General features: G+C 53.5%; 15 protein-coding genes. 7 read left to right on the forward strand and 8 right to left on the reverse strand.

Annotation, left to right across the window (positions count from 1 at the left end):
- Window positions 1–198: 198 nt before the first annotated feature.
- Window positions 199–597 (reverse strand): hypothetical protein, encoded by a 399-nt coding sequence (locus FJM65_RS20955; protein WP_140624307.1) that lies wholly within the window; start codon window positions 595–597, stop codon window positions 199–201.
- Between the two features lie 147 nt (window positions 598–744).
- On the opposite strand from FJM65_RS20955, the gene hppD reads away from it, so the two are divergent.
- The 5 genes from hppD (at window position 745) to FJM65_RS20980 (ending at window position 7,343) form a co-directional block, all read left to right on the forward strand.
- Window positions 745–1,869: a 4-hydroxyphenylpyruvate dioxygenase gene (hppD, locus tag FJM65_RS20960; protein WP_140624309.1), complete on the forward strand. Its 1,125-nt coding sequence runs from the start codon at window positions 745–747 to the stop codon at window positions 1,867–1,869.
- A gap of 171 nt (window positions 1,870–2,040) precedes the next feature.
- Window positions 2,041–3,774, forward strand: a complete 1,734-nt coding sequence (locus tag FJM65_RS20965; RefSeq protein WP_140624312.1) for a phospho-sugar mutase — start codon at window positions 2,041–2,043, stop codon at window positions 3,772–3,774.
- A gap of 292 nt (window positions 3,775–4,066) precedes the next feature.
- A complete protein-coding gene (locus FJM65_RS20970; RefSeq protein ID WP_140624315.1) occupies window positions 4,067–4,654 on the forward strand; it encodes a nitroreductase family protein in 588 nt (195 codons plus the stop codon).
- Window positions 4,655–4,793: 139 nt separating this feature from the next.
- Window positions 4,794–5,993 carry a phosphoglycerate kinase gene (locus FJM65_RS20975; RefSeq protein WP_140624317.1) on the forward strand — a complete coding sequence of 400 codons (1,200 nt, stop codon included), beginning with the start codon at window positions 4,794–4,796 and terminating at the stop codon, window positions 5,991–5,993.
- Window positions 5,994–6,053: 60 nt separating this feature from the next.
- Entirely contained in the window at window positions 6,054–7,343 is a 1,290-nt protein-coding gene (locus FJM65_RS20980; RefSeq protein ID WP_140624320.1) for an acetyl-CoA hydrolase/transferase family protein, read from the forward strand.
- Window positions 7,344–7,425: 82 nt separating this feature from the next.
- Here FJM65_RS20980 and FJM65_RS20985 read toward each other — a convergent pair whose 3' ends face one another.
- Both FJM65_RS20985 and FJM65_RS20990 read right to left on the reverse strand, forming a co-directional pair.
- Complete coding sequence (locus FJM65_RS20985) at window positions 7,426–7,962, reverse strand: DinB family protein (RefSeq protein WP_140624322.1); 537 nt, start codon at window positions 7,960–7,962, stop codon at window positions 7,426–7,428.
- A 16-nt stretch (window positions 7,963–7,978) separates the two neighbouring features.
- Entirely contained in the window at window positions 7,979–8,605 is a 627-nt protein-coding gene (locus FJM65_RS20990; protein WP_140624324.1) for a YdcF family protein, read from the reverse strand.
- Window positions 8,606–8,676: 71 nt separating this feature from the next.
- On the opposite strand from FJM65_RS20990, the gene FJM65_RS20995 reads away from it, so the two are divergent.
- On the forward strand, window positions 8,677–8,904 hold the full coding sequence (locus tag FJM65_RS20995; protein ID WP_140624326.1) for a VF530 family protein: 228 nt from the start codon (window positions 8,677–8,679) through the stop codon (window positions 8,902–8,904).
- Window positions 8,905–9,238: 334 nt separating this feature from the next.
- Window positions 9,239–9,700: a hypothetical protein gene (locus FJM65_RS21000; RefSeq protein WP_140624328.1), complete on the forward strand. Its 462-nt coding sequence runs from the start codon at window positions 9,239–9,241 to the stop codon at window positions 9,698–9,700.
- Between the two features lie 30 nt (window positions 9,701–9,730).
- Here FJM65_RS21000 and FJM65_RS21005 read toward each other — a convergent pair whose 3' ends face one another.
- The 5 genes from FJM65_RS21005 to FJM65_RS21025 form a co-directional block, all read right to left on the reverse strand.
- Window positions 9,731–10,459 (reverse strand): head GIN domain-containing protein, encoded by a 729-nt coding sequence (locus FJM65_RS21005; RefSeq protein ID WP_181163831.1) that lies wholly within the window; start codon window positions 10,457–10,459, stop codon window positions 9,731–9,733.
- A 159-nt stretch (window positions 10,460–10,618) separates the two neighbouring features.
- Window positions 10,619–12,529: a RecQ family ATP-dependent DNA helicase gene (locus FJM65_RS21010; protein ID WP_140624333.1), complete on the reverse strand. Its 1,911-nt coding sequence runs from the start codon at window positions 12,527–12,529 to the stop codon at window positions 10,619–10,621.
- A gap of 329 nt (window positions 12,530–12,858) precedes the next feature.
- Entirely contained in the window at window positions 12,859–13,641 is a 783-nt protein-coding gene (locus tag FJM65_RS21015) for a hypothetical protein (RefSeq protein WP_140624335.1), read from the reverse strand.
- A gap of 366 nt (window positions 13,642–14,007) precedes the next feature.
- The gene (locus FJM65_RS21020; RefSeq protein WP_140624337.1) at window positions 14,008–14,682 is read right to left on the reverse strand and encodes an ABC transporter ATP-binding protein; all 675 of its coding nucleotides are present in this window, start codon (window positions 14,680–14,682) and stop codon (window positions 14,008–14,010) included.
- A gap of 120 nt (window positions 14,683–14,802) precedes the next feature.
- Complete coding sequence (locus FJM65_RS21025; protein ID WP_140624339.1) at window positions 14,803–15,885, reverse strand: AI-2E family transporter; 1,083 nt, start codon at window positions 15,883–15,885, stop codon at window positions 14,803–14,805.
- Between the last annotated feature and the right edge of the window lie 689 nt (window positions 15,886–16,574).

Consider the following 16,574-nt stretch of genomic DNA (forward strand, 5'->3'; position numbering starts at 1 on the left):
TAGTTATAAACGAAAACCTACGTTTATCTGCACTATACCTGTAGCTAGTCTATACTTTATATACCAAGTTCAATATACATAAAACCATAGATAACACCAATGCAAAAAAGCCGCACCCACCTAAGCATAAAGCTTTGGCAAGTGCGGCTTGTATAGTAGCGCAAAGGCTACTTTAAGTATAAACTCTGCTTATTCAGCTTATTCAGCGGTCCAGAGCACGCGCTCCTGGTCGGAGAGAATGAGCAGCACGCGCGGCGGGTTGGCTACCAGCACCAGGCGCATCTCCACCCCCGGAAAAGAGTCGGACTCTACCCACACGCCTTCGTTGTCATCGCCGTCTTCCAACTCTTTGCCATCCAGCGAGCTGGCCAGGTAAGCGGTTGGCAGCAGCACATCGGCATCAGATTTTATCTTTCTGTGCACATCCTCCAGCACATCCTCCAGCTCATCGCCATATTCCTCGTTAAAGTCGTCCTCCAGGTCGTGCAGCTCTTCTTCAATGTCATCATAGCGCGGGTCGTTGTAGTCAAGCGCTCGTAACTCTTGCTTCTTCTCCAGTATCGCCACAATGGACTCGTTCAGGGCTTTTGCGTTCATATCAAATCTTGTTTTTTACAAAGTTGGAAACATGCCTCAGCAATTGCAAGAAATAGGTTTGATAATTTGCCTAAGGCGGCCCAGGTTTTGATAGTTACGCAAAAGATGTATTTTTACGTAATACAGTAGTAACTAATCAAACTAACTATGAATACCAACACCTCACCAACCCAAACGCTAACCAAAGATATTCTGCCCCTCAACGGCACCGACCACATCGAGTTTTACGTGGGCAACGCCAAGCAGGCGGCATATTATTACCAAACCGCCTTCGGCTTTAAGCTGGTGGCCTATGCCGGCCCCGAAACCGGCATCCGCGACCGCGCCTCTTACGTGCTGCAGCAGGACAAGATCCGCTTTGTGCTCACCACCTCCCTCAACCCAGACTCTGAAATATCAAAGCACGTGCACCTGCACGGCGATGGCGTAAAAGTGCTGGCCCTGTGGGTAGACGACGTGGAGGAGGCTTTCCGTGGAACCGTGGAGCGCGGCGCTACGCCAGCCATGGAGCCTAAAATCCTGCGCGACGAGCACGGCGAGGTGAAAATGGCCTCTATCCATACCTATGGCGAAACCATACATACGTTTGTAGAGCGCAAAAACTACAACGGCGTGTTTATGCCCGGCTTCGTGCCGCGCAGCTCTGAGCTGCAGGTAGAACCGGTGGGCCTGAAGTATGTGGACCACTGCGTGGGCAACGTGGAGCTGGGCCGCATGAACGAGTGGGTGGAGTTCTATGAGAAAGTGATGGGCTTTAACCTGCTCCTCACCTTCGACGACAAGGACATCAGCACCGAGTACACCGCGCTCATGTCCAAAGTGGTTTCCAATGGAAACGGCTACATCAAGTTCCCGATAAACGAGCCGGCCGAGGGCAAGAAGAAGTCGCAGATAGACGAGTACCTGGAGTTTTACCGCGGTGCCGGCGTGCAGCACATCGCCGTGGCCACCAACGACATCCTGAAAACCGTGAGCGAGTTGCGCAGCCGTGGCGTGGAGTTCCTGTACGTGCCGGAGACATACTACGATGACCTGTTCGAGCGCATCGGGAAGATAGACGAGGACATGGAAGACCTGAAGAAGCTCAACATCTTGGTGGACCGTGACGACGAGGGCTACCTGCTGCAGATCTTCACCAAACCCGTGGAGGACAGACCGACCGTGTTCTACGAGATCATCCAGCGCAAAGGCGCAAAATCGTTTGGCAAAGGCAACTTTAAGGCTTTATTCGAGGCCATTGAGCGCGAACAGGAGCTGCGCGGCAACCTTTAAGCGAAAAATAAAGTATAGCCGCGTGTAAATGTGGCTAAAATACCTTTATTTTGATATTACTATACTTCACACCAGTTCTAGGCCGCACACCGGGTGCAGCCAGAGCTGGTGTGATTTTTTGTCTTATCACGAACAACGGAACTGCTACGAGAACATCAGCAACAGCAAACTATGATCGACGCATCAATAAAACAGAAAATTGACCAGTGGCTGTCGGGCAACTACGACGAGGCTACCAAAACAGAGATAAACGGCATGCTGCAGCGCAACGAGCACGAGGCGCTGTCGGATGCATTTTACCGCGACCTGGAGTTTGGCACCGGCGGACTGCGCGGCATTATGGGTGCGGGCAGCAACCGCATGAACCGCTATACCTTGGGCATGGCCACGCAGGGCCTTTGCAACTACCTGCACCAAAACTTTCCGGGGCAGCAAATAAAAGTGGCCATTGCCCACGACTGCCGCAACAACTCCGACACGTTTGCCCGCATCGCCGCCGAGATTTTCTCAGCCAACGGCATAAAGGTATACCTGTTCGAGGCGCTGCGCCCTACGCCGGAGCTGTCGTTTGCCATTCGCCATTTAGGCTGCCAGAGCGGCGTGGTGGTAACGGCCTCGCACAACCCGAAAGAGTATAACGGCTACAAAGTATACTGGAACGACGGCGCACAGGTAACCGCCCCGCACGATAAGAACATCATCGGTGAGGTAAACAAAATCACCAGCATAGATGAGGTGAAGTTCCAGCCGAACCCGGAGCTGATCGAGCTGATTGGCCAGGATTTGGATGAGGCCTATATGCAGGAGGTGCAGAAGCTGTCTGTGTCGCAGGAGGTTATTAAGCGCCAGCACGACCTCAAGATCGTGTACTCCTCTATCCACGGCACGGGCATCACGCTGGTACCGGAGGTGCTCCAGCGCTTCGGCTTTACCAACGTGCATGTGGTGCAGGAGCAGGCAGAGCCGAACGGCAACTTCCCGACAGTGGTGTACCCGAACCCGGAAGAGAAAGAGGCCATGACACTGGCGCTGAACAAGGCCAGAGAGATTGACGCGGACCTGGTGCTGGCCACCGACCCGGACTCCGACCGCGTGGGCATTGCCGTGAAAAACCAGAATGGTGAGTTTGTGCTGCTGAACGGCAACCAGACCGGTGCGCTGCTCATCAACTACCTGCTGCAGGCCTGGCAAAAAGCCGGCAAGCTAACAGGCAAAGAGTTTGTGGTGAAAACCATCGTAACCACCGACCTGATCAAGGAGATTGCCGATAGCTACAACGTGACCATGTACGAGACCCTGACCGGCTTTAAGTACATTGCCGAGGTGATCCGGGAGAAAGAAGGCAAGGAAGTATACATTGGCGGCGGCGAGGAAAGCTACGGCTACATGATCGGCGACTTTGTGCGCGACAAAGACGCAATCTCGGCCTGCGCCCTGATTGCGGAAATGGCCGCCGTGGCCAAAGATAACGGACAAAGCCTGTTCGAGATGATGGTGAGCATGTACCAGAAGTATAACTTCTACAAAGAGGAGCTGCTTTCCATCACCAAAAAAGGGCAGCGCGGCGCCGAGGAAATTCAGCAGATGATGGCCGACATGCGCAGCAACCCGCCCAAGCAGCTGGCTGGCTCTAACATAGTGGAAGTACGCGATTACAAGCTGAGCACCCGCAAACTGGTAATGACCGGCGAGGAGCACAAACTGACGCTGGAGAGTTCGAACGTGCTGCAGTACCTGACCGAAGACGGAAGCAAGATTTCCGCGCGCCCGTCCGGCACTGAGCCGAAGATAAAGTTCTACATCAGCGTGAATGAGCCGCTTGCCTCCGCTGCCGATTACGAGGCCACCGAGCAGAAGCTGAACCAGAAAATTGAGCAGATGCTGAAAGACCTGAAGCTGAAATAAGCGCTCTATCTATACTTACTGAAATGGCTAAATTGCTGACATACAAAGCAGCGGTTTAGCCATTTTTTATTTGTAGCTGATAGACTATTTATACTTGCGCATCGCTGCCTTTTTTGCTGCCGCGTGGTTGCAACTCGTGCTTATGGTTCAGGGTAGTTATACTTGCTGAAAGGGCTGCTCAGCGTACTTTTGCGGCGTACATGTACCAATCATTTTATAACAAAATCATAATCCGGCGCTTTATGAAGAGAGGCAAATAATTACGATGAGGCTAAAAAAACGTAGTTAACCTATGACTGATCTTTTCCATAGTATAAAACAGGTGATCGAAACGCGGCGTACCACCAAGCCGCCTAAAATGAACGGCCAGCGCATACCCGACGCGCAGGTGCACCAGCTGCTGCAACTCGCAGACTGGGCCCCTACCCACGGGCACACGGAGCCCTGGCGGTTTATTGTGTATGCCGATGATGCCGTTAAACAGTTCTGCCAGAACCATGCGGAGCTGTACCGGCAGCACACCCCCAAAGACAAGTTCCTGAACGATAAGTATGAGAAGCTGCTGCACATGGGCGATAAAGCCTCGCACGTGCTCGTGGCCTACATGCGCCGCGGCGATCTGCCTAAAATTCCTGAACTGGAGGAGATTGCCGCCACCTCCTGCGCCATCCAGAACCTGCTGCTCGGTGCCACTGCCTTGGGCATGGCGTCTTATTGGGGCTCGGGTGGCATGGCCTATCACCCAAGCATGAAAGAGTATTTGCAGCTACGGGAGCAGGATATGGTACTGGGCATTTTATACCTGGGCTATGCGGATAACGCGGCGCACGCAGGCAAGCGCACCGTGCCGCTGGCGCAAAAGGTAACCTGGGTGAAGTAGCCTGGGCAAGCTATACTCTCTGTTTTCTTTTCCGGCTTCCGCTAAGTATACTATAGGCAATTCACTATATTTGTTAAGCAACAAAATTCTGCGAAACACGAAAAACGAGTAACGCTTTTTAAAAAACATACCCATACCCATGAAAAATATCGACCAGTATAACTTTGCCGGCAAGAAGGCTTTGGTGCGCGTGGACTTTAACGTGCCCCTCGACAGCGACTACAGAATCACCGACGATACCCGCATCCGTGCGGCTGTGCCTACCATCCAAAAAATCCTGAACGATGGCGGAGCTGTGATCCTGATGTCGCACCTGGGCAGGCCTAAAAACGGGCCCGAGGAAAAGTTCTCGCTGCGCCACCTGGTGCCGCGCCTGGAGCAGGAGTTTAAGACTAACGTGAAGTTCGCCCCGGATTGTGTGGGGCCGGAGGCTGCTGACCTGGCACAAAGCCTGCAGCCCGGCGAGATACTGCTGCTCGAGAACCTGCGTTTCCATAAGGCAGAGGAGAAAGGCGATCCGGAGTTTGCCAAAGCGCTGGCCAGCCTGGGCGATGTATACGTGAACGATGCTTTCGGAACCGCGCACCGCGAGCACGCCTCCACCGCCGTTATCGCCCGCTATTTCCCAACCGACAAAATGATGGGCTATGTGATGCAGGCCGAGCTGGAAAACGCACGCCGCGTGCTGGAAAACGCTGAGCGTCCTTTCACAGCCATCATGGGTGGCGCTAAAATTTCGGATAAAATCCTGATCATCGAAAAGCTGCTCGACCGCGTGGACAACCTCCTGATCGGGGGCGGCATGTCTTATACGTTCGTGAAGGCCGACGGCGGCAATATCGGCTCCTCGCTGGTAGAAGAAGACAAACTGGACCTGGCCAGAGACCTCATCCGCATGGCCAAGGAAAAAGGCGTGAACATCATGATTCCGGTGGACTCCGTGATTGCCGACGAGTTCAGCAACGACGCCAACATCGATACGAAACTGAGCCACCACATCCCGAAGAATTGGATGGGCCTGGACATTGGGCCTGATGCCCGCGAACAGTATGCCGCCGTTATCGCAAACTCCAAAACCATACTTTGGAATGGCCCGATGGGCGTGTTCGAGATGTCGAACTTCTCGGTAGGCACAGAGGCCGTGGCCGATGCCGTGGTGGCCGCTACAGCCAAAGGCGCTTACTCGCTGATTGGTGGCGGAGACTCTGCCGCAGCCGTGAACAAGTTTGGCTATGCCAGCCGTGTATCCTACGTGTCAACGGGTGGCGGTGCGCTGCTGGAGTACATGGAAGGGAAAACGCTGCCTGGCGTGGCCGCTATCGAGCGCAACGATTACTAACCATTCCACTTTATACTTGCTGCCCTTCCTGAAAACCGGAGGGGCAGCACTTTTTTAGCTATGTCTGATAACAAGGTAACCTATAAAACTGCCGAAGAAGCCCTATCGGTTATAAAGTCCGGTGACCGCGTGTTTATACAAGGAAGCGCCGCCACGCCACAGTACCTGGTGCACAAATTGGCCGAGCGTGCCGATGAGCTGCGCGACGTGGAACTGGTGAGCATTACCACCTATGGCGAGTTTCCGCTTTCGGAGGAGCGCTACAAAGATTCCTTTTTCATCAACTCGCTGTTTGTGTCGGCCAACGTGCGCGATGCCGTAAACAGTGGCCGCGGCGACTATGTGCCCATCTTCCTGAGTGAGATCCCGAACCTGTTCCGCTCCGGCCATTTGCCCTTGGATGTGGCCATTGTGCACGTTTCGCCCCCGGACCGGCATGGATTCTGTTCCCTGGGCGTGTCGGTGGATATTACTCGCGAGGCCGTGCTGAATGCCAAGCACGTGATTGCGCAGGTAAACCCGCAGATGCCCCGCACCCACGGCGACGGCCTGATACACGTGAGGCGTTTTGATGTGCTGGTGGAGGTGGACGAGCCGCTGCCGGAGGTGGACTACAGCCTGCGCGTGACAGACCGCGAAAGAGCCATTGCCCGCTATGTGGCCGAGATGGTGGAAGACGGCGCCACGCTGCAAATGGGCATCGGGGCCATACCAGATGCGGTGCTCAACAGCCTCACCAACCACAAGGAACTGGGTATCCATACCGAGATGATGTCGAACGGCGTGATGGAGCTGGTGGAGAAGGGCGTGATCACGAACGAGCACAAGTACCGGCACCCGGGCCGCATCGCCACTGGCTTTATCGTGGGGCACCGCAAGTTCTACGATTTCGTGGACGACAACCCGCTTATCCTGATGCAGCGCACCGACTACGTAAACGACGTGACCATCATCCGCTCCAACCCCAAAGTTACGGCCATCAACAGCGCCATCGAAATAGACCTGACCGGGCAAGTAGTGGCTGATACGATTGGTAAATACCAGTTCTCCGGCATCGGCGGGCAGATGGACTTTATCCGCGGAGCGGCCCTGTCCAAAGGCGGTAAGCCGATTATCGCCCTTCCCTCTGTTACCAACAAAGGCATCTCCAGGATTACGCCGCTGATCAACGAAGGCGCCGCCGTTACCACCACGCGTGCGCATGTGCATTATGTGGTAACTGAGTATGGAGTCGCGTATCTGTATGGCAAAAACCTGCGGCAGCGTGCCAAGGCCCTCATCAACATCGCCCACCCCGACCACCGCGAGCGGCTGGAGCGGGAGGCCGTGGAGCGTTACGGCTACATTTAACAGTACCTACGCTAAGGTATAAACAAAAGCCCCTCGGCCGCTACTCAGCCGGGGGCTTTTGTTTTTAATTCATACTATGATTTTATACGTTAGGCTGCACTCCTTTAGCCTGCAGCATTCGGGCCGTTACCAGCAGCTGCCCCACGTGGCGCATCGTATGCTCGGCCGCATGAAACAAAAGCCCCAACACCGTGGATGGGATATTCGCTCGCCCTACGCCCCGGGTTTCTGTCAGGGTGCGTTCGTCGGTGGCTTTTAGCTGTTGCAGCGCCTTCTCCACCTGCTGGCTAAACTCCTTAACCAGGTCCGCTACCACGTATACTTTGTTGCCTTCAGGCTTGCCCTCGGCATAAAGCTGGCCCAACTGCTCCTCCGACAGTTGCTGCCCCTGCGCATAGGTAAAAAGGCGGTCCAGCACGCCTTTGAGGTGCTGCAGATGAAAACCCACCGAAGCCAAGCCAGCAGGCCGCTCCCACAGCATCTCCTCCGGAAAATTGCTCAGGTACGCCTGCACCTCTTCCCGCGCCTGCAGCAGCGCATGGGCCACGGGCTGTAAAAGTGGCGGCACGCCCTCTACCGGGCCGCTTAGCCATGCTTCTAGCTTTTTAGCTTGTGCCATATTCTAGTTCGGTTTTTTATGGATGAGACAGCTGCTTTCGGTCGCGCCGGTTCAGGTAGGCCAGCACCTGCTTTACCGAATCCAGGTCGCCTTTTGCGTTATACTTTTGGATACGTTCCATTTCCCCGGCTATCAGTCCGGCGCGGGTGTCCTCTACTTTGCCCTGCGAGTGGGTAGCATCCTGGCACCAGGGCAGCGCTTTGCCGGGCTGGCTGTAGAGGTAAAGCTGCGGGTAGTGGCGCTGCGCCGCCGTAACGGCTGCCATGAACGCCCGCGGCTGCTGAAAGGGCGCGGCTGCCACGGCAATGCGGCTGTACCCAGTGGCTTTGGCATGTTTGGCCATCGCCTCAGCCTCCAGCAACGTGTGCAGGTAATCAGTGCCGGGGTCAGGTACGCCTTCCAGCTTATCTGCGGGCACGCCGCGCTTTACCAGCTCCTGCTGCCATGCGTCGTAGCCGGGGTATCCGCTCAGCGGGCGGGTGTGCAGAAACAGTACTTTCTGTACCTTTCCCTCCTGCAGCATTTGCTCCGCCACCGCAAAGCTGGATTTCTGGTTGTCTTCTGTTTGCCCGAACAGGAACAGGGCGTCTAAAGTATGAGGCAGTGTATCGGCAAGCGATCTGATAATGAGTTCTTCTAGCATAGCCCCCTTATACGGCTGCGTGCACGGCAGGGTGCAGCAATACTTTCCGCGAAAATACGTACTTTTGACGCATGGCAGAAGAACAGAAAAAGAACCCGCTGCACGGCATCACGCTGCAGATGATGCTGGAGCACCTGGTAGATGTATACGGCTGGGAGCACCTGAGCCACAAGATCAACCTGAACTGCTTTAAGAACAACCCCAGCATAAAATCCAGCCTTACGTTTCTGCGCCGCACCCCCTGGGCCCGCAACAAAGTGGAGCATTTATACTTGTACACCCGCCGCAAGATCAGGTAAGGCCATCTAGTTTTAAATTTATTTGTAATCTTTTATACTTTGCAGGAAGAAGTATATATTGTATCTTCAATATATGAAGACAAACGATAATCTACTGACGCTAAAGTATGGGCTACTGTACTTCCTGTGCTTTTTTCTGACCCTTAGTTTTCTGGAGTTATGGGATACTTGGGAAGGATTGCTGACAGGAGAAGCGATAGATTGGCAAAGCACGCTAAGAGATTTGGACTTGCGAATGGTAACGACTGTAGCCTTACCTTTATCCATAGCGCTGGGCAGCAGAAAAGCCCGGAAAACCAAAGCCGCCATACATTGATCTCTCCCTGGAAAAGCTATGAATGCACCCACCCTTCCTGAGCCGCTGTACATTAACCTGCTAAGCCAATATAGCCAGCCACATAGAGCCAGGTGGATATACCTGACTTTAGCCATACTTGTGCCCGTATCTTACTTTACGCTTCTGCTTTTCGAGTTTAGCTGGCTTAACTTAGTGATGGGCACTGTTTTTACGGTGAACGCCTACGTTATTTACGCCTCCAGTTCAGAGAAAGACCCATTGGGTGTTTTGGGCAAGAGCTACTTACGCCTAAACGAGCAGGGACTGAAGTATAAAGCCAGGCGCCAACGGGCTGTGGAAGTGCTGTGGCAGGAGGTGCGGCTCATGCAGCTGCACTTGTTCTCGGTAGACTTTGAGTTGAAAAATGGCCAGCTTAAAAGTATAAACCTGGAGCAGCTCAGCGATGAGAACCTGCAATTGGTAAAAGTGCGGCTGCGGCAGGTACAGGCAGAGCTATAAAATTACTCCGCCTGCCGCTGCACATCAGCTCTACTTCTTTACCACTTTGCCGGAGCCTGAAATGGTAGTCGTTACTTCCGGGTCGCCTTTATAGTACACAATGCCGCTGCCCGAGATGTCGGCTGCCAGCGCGTTGGAGGCGCTTACCTCGGCCACCCCAGAGCCGGAAATAACGGCGTTAGCGTTTTCTGTCTGAAGCTCGAAAGCGGATGCCTTGCCAGAGCCCGAAATGGTAACGTTGTACAGCGGGGCCTCCCCGTGCAGCACCACCTCACCGGAGCCGGTCACGCGCGCGATCACCTTCTCAGCCGACACGTCAAAATCGATTTTGCCGGAACCGTTTACCTCCACGGCCAGCTCTTCTGCCGCAATATCGCTTTGGCTCGTAATCCTGCCCGAGCCGTTCAGGTACAGCGACTGCACCTGCGGCATGGTAATGTATACTTCCACAGCCTCGCTCCTTCTCACGCACTCGCGGTTCTCAATCTCCCAGGTGTCTCCGTCTATACTTGTGTTGAGTTGGTTCAGGATGTTTGGCTCGCCCTTTACCTCCACTGCCTGCGTCTGCCCTTGCGTAATGTATACTTTAAAGTCGCCGTTGGCCTCAATCCTGCTGAAAGGCTCCAGGTTGAGCGTGCGCGTTTCCACGACTCCCTCGCCTTTAATGCAGTTGGTATCATCACAGGCGCCTAAGAAAGACAGTGCCAGCAACCCCGCCAGAACCTTTCCGCCCATCTTCATTTCTCTTCTGGTAACCATATACATAGTTTTATTTTGTGGTTATACTTATCACAAGATGCCTGAAAATGCAAATAGGTTGCATGAGGTGTCAACGAAAAGTTTGCTGGAAACCTTTAAATCCTGCCAAAGTAGCTGTAGCGCCAGCGAATGGATACAAATGGGCTGTGAAGGGAAAGACTACTGTACTAGCTCCAGCTTTCCGCTCTCCTGATAGCGCAATCTGCCAACATCCACTAGCTCCCGCAAAAGCTCCGTCACCGCCTCGGTATGCTTTGGCTCAAACTGCTGCACCAGCTCCTTGGGCAAGTAGGGTTTTTCCTGCAGCAGCGCCAGCACTTTGCTGCGCAGCCGGTTATCCTCCTCCCCTACCCGCTGTTTTTTGCGCTCGGCCAGGCAGTAATCGCAGATGCGGCACGGGGTGTCGGAGAGCTCCCCGAAATACGCCAGCAGCAGTTGGGTACGGCAGCGGTTTTGCGTTTCTACGTAGCGGCCCATCTCCTTTGCCTGGTGCAGTGCCCGCTCGCGCAGCGCGTTTAGTTTTTTGGTGTTGAGCAAAAGCCGGCTTGCCTCCTCGCGTGGGGCGGTAAAAACCAGTTGCGGCGCGTCGTGCTGTGGCTCGTAATTGATCACCTGCAGCTTGTGCAGGTACTCCAGTTTCCGGCGCAGCTCCTGCTCGGGCACCTTCAGCAGCTCGGCCATTTTCTTCTCCCGCACCTTCACAAAGTTCACGAAGGCCTCTCCGCCATACATCCTAAGTATAAGTTGTATCAGCTTGTCGTGCTCCGGGCTTTTGAGTTGGAAATTATACAGCTCCGTGTTCTCCAGCGCCAGCATCAGCCGCGACGGCATGTAATAGCTCTCGTTCAGCTGCAGGTATCCCTCCTGCTCCAGCCGTTTCACGGCATGGTGCGTTTCCAGTGGGTTTAGCTTATACTGCCGCGCAAAATCGGCCACATCAAAATCGAAGCTGCTGAACTGCCCGCTGCCTACCGCCAATTGGTAATAGTTGGCCAGGCATTGGTATACCCTCCGGATAAACTCCACCGGCGGGTGCGCCTCCTCCACTTTTTTCAGGAGGTCTGCCACGTCGTTCGGGCCTAGCAGTATGGTGGCGTAGGCATACTTTTCATCCCGTCCGGCACGGCCTGCTTCCTGGTAGTATGCTTCCAGGCTCTCGGGCAAATCCAGGTGCACCACCAGCCGCACATCCGGCTTATCGATGCCCATGCCAAAGGCGTTGGTAGCTACCATTACCCGCACCTTATCCTCTACCCAACGCTGCTGCACGGCGCTGCGGTCCTCAAACTTTAGCCCGGCGTGGTAAGCGGCAGCAGAAACCCGGCGACTCTGCAGGAACTTGGCCATTTCCACGGTTTGGCGGCGGCTGCGCACATACACAATGCTCTGCCCGGGCATGCGCTGCAGTATTTCCAAAAGGCGGTTGGCTTTATCCTCGGTGGGCAGGCAGGAGTAGGAAAGGTTGCTGCGGGCAAAGCTCTTTTGAAAAACGTTGGGCTTTGGAAACTTCAGCTTCTCCTGTATATCCTGCTTCACCTGCTCGGTGGCGGTGGCTGTTAGAGCGATGACCGGCACCTGGGGCAGCACCTCGCGCAACTCGGCCAGTTGCAGGTAAGACGGCCGGAAGTCGTAACCCCACTGCGAGATACAGTGCGCCTCGTCCACGGCAATCAGGCCTACTTTCATGCGCTTTACCCGCTCCTGAAACAGGTCGGTGAGCAGGCGCTCCGGCGACAGGTATAAAAACTTGGTCCCGCCATACACGCAGTTGTCCAGGGCCACGTCTATCTCGCGGCGGCTCATGCCCGAATACACGGCCACGGCTGGTATGCCTCGGCTCTTCAGGTTCTCCACCTGGTCCTTCATCAGGGCGATCAGCGGCGTGATAACCAGGCAGACACCCTCCAGCGCCAGGGCCGGCACCTGAAAGCAAACTGACTTTCCGCCACCGGTAGGCAAGAGGGCCAGTGTGTCCTGCCCCGCCAGCACCGAGCGCACAATCTCTTCCTGCAACGGCCTAAAGCTGTTGTAGCCCCAGTAAGTATGAAGTATGTGGTGGATGTCCTGCAAGGTATGGCTGGTTTTGATACTGCGAAGATAAGGCTTCGGAGAGAGAAGTCAGCGGCCAGGCTTAGATTTATACTTGCAGGATGAAGTATGACAGGTGCAGCTTAGCTTTAAAACGTGCAGGCATCATTCCTACAGTTTACTTACTGTTTAAAACCCACCCCTAGCCCCTCCGAGGAGGGGAATTTTGCAAAAGAGTAGGTAATTCCCCTCCTTGGAGGGGCAGGGGTGGGTTATTCGCAACTTGAGTTACTTGACTATCAGAAGTATAAAAACAAAACCGCCCCACCTCAGGTGAGGCAGGGCGGTTGCAGCTATTGGTGTGGTGTAGGTTAAGCAGCGGCCGACTGTCCGTCTTCGCGCTCCTCAATCACTTTTTTCAGTTTCTCGATGGCCTGTGCCGCACGCTCCTCATCGAAACGGTTGATGTTGAGCAGCATTTTGGTCTTCTCCTGCCGCGTAATGGTCGGGTTGTTCAGCAGGCTGATGATCTCCTCCTTCTGCTTCGCCGACGCGTAACGCACGCTGGCACTTTGCTCCTCAGGCTTATTCACCTCTGCAGCAGCCGTAGCCGTAGACGACTTCATGGTAGCCTTTTTCTCGGTTGGTACAGCTGGCTTGGCTGCAGCCTCATTTCCGCCGTAATCCATCTCCTCAGAAGGGGTAGGCTCATATCCGGCAGCACGAATTACCCAGGCAAGTATGTTGCGGTAGGCCTTACCGATAGCCCGCGTTTGCGCCATAGACGCAATGGCAAACTCCTGATAGTATTTTTTACCCTGCTCTTTGTTGGAGCAGATGGCAAAGCCAGCCCCCACGACCTGCTGACTGCGCAGATCCAGAAGGTTTACTTTTGCCTGGTACTTTATCTCATCGTCGGTGCTGATGTTCACGACATGCTCCACCACCGGCAGAATACCCAACCTGGAACCGGCATATTGCCAGCCCTCCACGTTCACGTACTCTTTGCCCTGGATGTTCTGGTAAAGGCGGTTCTCTTTTATAAACTTGGCCAGGTCTGTGGCCAGGTGCAGCGTTTCGTCAGACTTGGCTATATCATAGCTCTCGACTTTCGGCTTCTTCTGCACTTTCGCTTCCTTATTCACTTGATTCATACTCATTTAGCTTTCATAGTTGTGTTACATATACCTAACAGAGCAGCAGGGCAAATAGTGCAAAAAAGCAGAAAAAATTTGCATTTTATCCTATTGATAATCAGGTATTTACAAATTATTTTCAGCTAAAAATCAGCACTTTTACAAAGCTGCTCCCGAAGCTAAAAGTTGAGAAAAGGGTAAAGTATACATACGGCATTTCCGGGCGTAGGGATGTTAGGAGGTAGAGAGGTAAGGTGGCGGGGCCATAAAGTATGAGTATAAACAGGAATGCCCCTGAACCAGAAAGCAAAAAGGACAAGCCGCAGCCTGTCCCAAGTATGATTTACTCTTTTACCTCTCTACCTTTTACCTTTGCACCTTCCTTCAGTTTTCATCCAGCTTCATCTCCTCCACTATCTGCCCGTCTTTCATCACTAGGGTGCGGTCGGCCATGGTGGCCAGTTGTTCGTTGTGGGTCACGATCACGAAGGTTTGGTTGAACTCCTGGCGGAGGCGGAAAAAGATATCGTGCAGCTCCTGCGCATTTTTGGAGTCGAGGTTGCCGCTTGGCTCATCGGCGAAGATGACTTTAGGGGAATTGATGAGTGCCCGGGCCACGGCGGTGCGCTGCTGCTCTCCTCCCGACATTTCGGAGGGCTTGTGCTCCAGGCGGTGCGACAGGTGCAGCATCTCCAGTAGCTCTTTGGCGCGCTTGCGCACCTCTTCCTCCGGTCTCCCGGCCAAAAAACCCGGCAGGCACACGTTCTCCAGCGCAGTAAACTCAGGCAGCAGGTTGTGGAACTGGAAAATAAAGCCGATGTGCTTGTTTCGGAAGCGGGCCATCTCGGCAGCATTCATCCGGGCAATGTTATTTCCCTCAAACAGCACATCGCCCGTGTCAGCGGTATCCAGCGTGCCCAGTATGTGCAGCAGCGTGCTTTTGCCGGCACCCGAAGCCCCAACAATAGAAACTACCTCGCCGGTAGCAATAGATAAATCGATGCCTTTGAGCACCTCCAGCGCACCGTATTTTTTGTGGATGTTTTTAACCTGCAGCACTTCCTGATAAGTATAAGTTGGCTTTTAAAACAGATGACGATTAGCCAAAGCTACAAAAAAATTGCCGTTGTAGGTAGCTTATACTTTGCATGGCTGTATATACTTACCCCGTCAATCACTTTATACTTTTGCGCCCGATGTTAGGGTGAGCTCTTCTTCTGAGGCATTTAGCGGTTTAGCTTCCAGCACATCTTTTACATAAAGCTCATTTACCCAAACGATTAGGACCGCAAGTATGGGCGCCGCCAGCAACAGGCCCAGCCCGCCTTGCAGAATGCCCAGCAGCACCTGGAAGAAAAGCAACAGCGCCGGCGGCAGGTCCACCGTCTTCTGGAAGATCAGCGGGGTCAGCACATAACTCTCCACCATCTGTATGCCGCCGTATACCAACACAGCGTACAGGGCCATCTGCGGACTAACCGTTAGCCCCACCAGCACGGCAGGCACGCCCGCCACCCAAGGGCCAATATTCGGAATGAAAGCCAGAAAGAAAGCGATCAGCGCCAGGGCAAAGGCCATGGGCAGCCCGATGGAAGTATAGCCTATAGCAGCGCTCACACCCACAATGGCCATTGCAGACAGCATACCCACGAGCCATAGCTTTAGGGTGGTATAGCTCTTGCCCAACACCTGCATCATACGGCTGCGGTTGCGCACCGGAAACAGCTTTACAAACCCTGAAGTATAAAGCGAGGGGCTGGAGGCCAGAAAAAGCGCCGTGATGATAACAATGAAAAAATCTGCCAAAAAGCTTAAGGTGCTGGAGAAAACCCCGGACACCTTGGAAAGCAGCGCATCCTGGTTGGGCATGGCCTTGCTCATATCGTCGGGCACCTTCTCCACCAGTTTCTGCCCCCAGCCATACTGCGTAAGCCAATCCTGTACCTGCGTTACGGCCTTAGGAATAGTTTGCCGCATTTCCTGCACCTGCTCGCTTACCGTAGGCGCCACCAGCCAAAAGGCAGCTACAATCGACCCGAAGAACAGCAGCACGGCCAGCAGCAGGCTCAGTCCCCTCTTCAGGTGTAACTTGTCGGTTAGCCAGTCGGTGATGCCGCAGAAGAGCACTGCCAGAAGTATGGCGGCAAAGGCCAGCAGAAAGAAATAAGCGTGTTTGCCGAGGAGGTAAACGCCAGTTACTATAAGTAAAACAATAAAAGTAGCGATAGCTACCCGTTTGGCATATAAGTATACATTTAGCATAGATCAGTGTTGCGTCAGAACCAAAGCACCTGTAAGGTTATACTTGGGTACTGATTTGGCGCGGTATGCGTTGCATACCCTTGTCCGGGCAACGCGCAAATGTCTTTAATCACAACCACTGTTTACAAAGCACTACCGGTTTAAACCGCTCTTTTAACGTAAGTATACATTCCTGTTAACAGGTTTTGCTGAGGATGGTATAGAGGACAGGCTATCCATTTCTCCTTTATACCTCCTACCACGCAACCGCAGCAATTCATCACACAAATTGCACCAAACCTCTTACATCTCCGCCAATAACAATATAGAAGGACCTACGCGACCTCATGCCATGAGGTGAAACAAGACAATAATTGCTTTTATAGCCGGTAGGTAAACGGATAGAAGCGGATAGAGACGGATAAGAAATTGCATTGAAATAAACTTTGGCAGGAAGATCAGGAGCTCAGATAGGAGAAGAAAATGCTTCTAGTAAGCTCGTCCATTGCTTACCGTTACCTTGTTTTGTTGGCCGGTCCTAAAAAGTGGTAAGAATGAGTCTATCTAACAGATTATTTTTTATATTGTATAGGTATAATATTTAGATCGGAAGCTTTTAAAAAAGCTCCAATAGCACCACTTTTAGTTCGGAGCGCATACCCCCCCCTCCGTACATAGTGCCAATAAGCGTATGTTTACGCATAGCCGCT

Origin of the sequence: Pontibacter mangrovi (genome assembly GCF_006385705.1) — a bacterium.
Classification (GTDB): domain Bacteria; phylum Bacteroidota; class Bacteroidia; order Cytophagales; family Hymenobacteraceae; genus Pontibacter; species Pontibacter mangrovi.

Bases quoted from the DNA above. Each gene is read 5' to 3' on its own strand.
- FJM65_RS20965 (WP_140624312.1), top strand. From the start codon at position 2,041: ATGATCGACGCATCAATAAAACAGAAAATTGACCAGTGGCTGTCGGGC.
- FJM65_RS20980 (WP_140624320.1), top strand. From the start codon at position 6,054: ATGTCTGATAACAAGGTAACCTATAAAACTGCCGAAGAAGCCCTATCG.
- FJM65_RS20955 (WP_140624307.1), bottom strand. From the start codon at position 597: ATGAACGCAAAAGCCCTGAACGAGTCCATTGTGGCGATACTGGAGAAG.
- FJM65_RS21000 (WP_140624328.1), top strand. From the start codon at position 9,239: ATGAATGCACCCACCCTTCCTGAGCCGCTGTACATTAACCTGCTAAGC.
- FJM65_RS20975 (WP_140624317.1), top strand. From the start codon at position 4,794: ATGAAAAATATCGACCAGTATAACTTTGCCGGCAAGAAGGCTTTGGTG.
- FJM65_RS21025 (WP_140624339.1), bottom strand. From the start codon at position 15,885: ATGCTAAATGTATACTTATATGCCAAACGGGTAGCTATCGCTACTTTT.
- FJM65_RS20995 (WP_140624326.1), top strand. From the start codon at position 8,677: ATGGCAGAAGAACAGAAAAAGAACCCGCTGCACGGCATCACGCTGCAG.
- hppD (WP_140624309.1), top strand. From the start codon at position 745: ATGAATACCAACACCTCACCAACCCAAACGCTAACCAAAGATATTCTG.
- FJM65_RS20985 (WP_140624322.1), bottom strand. From the start codon at position 7,962: ATGGCACAAGCTAAAAAGCTAGAAGCATGGCTAAGCGGCCCGGTAGAG.
- FJM65_RS21015 (WP_140624335.1), bottom strand. From the start codon at position 13,641: ATGAATCAAGTGAATAAGGAAGCGAAAGTGCAGAAGAAGCCGAAAGTC.
- FJM65_RS20990 (WP_140624324.1), bottom strand. From the start codon at position 8,605: ATGCTAGAAGAACTCATTATCAGATCGCTTGCCGATACACTGCCTCAT.
- FJM65_RS21005 (WP_181163831.1), bottom strand. From the start codon at position 10,459: ATGGTTACCAGAAGAGAAATGAAGATGGGCGGAAAGGTTCTGGCGGGG.
- FJM65_RS20970 (WP_140624315.1), top strand. From the start codon at position 4,067: ATGACTGATCTTTTCCATAGTATAAAACAGGTGATCGAAACGCGGCGT.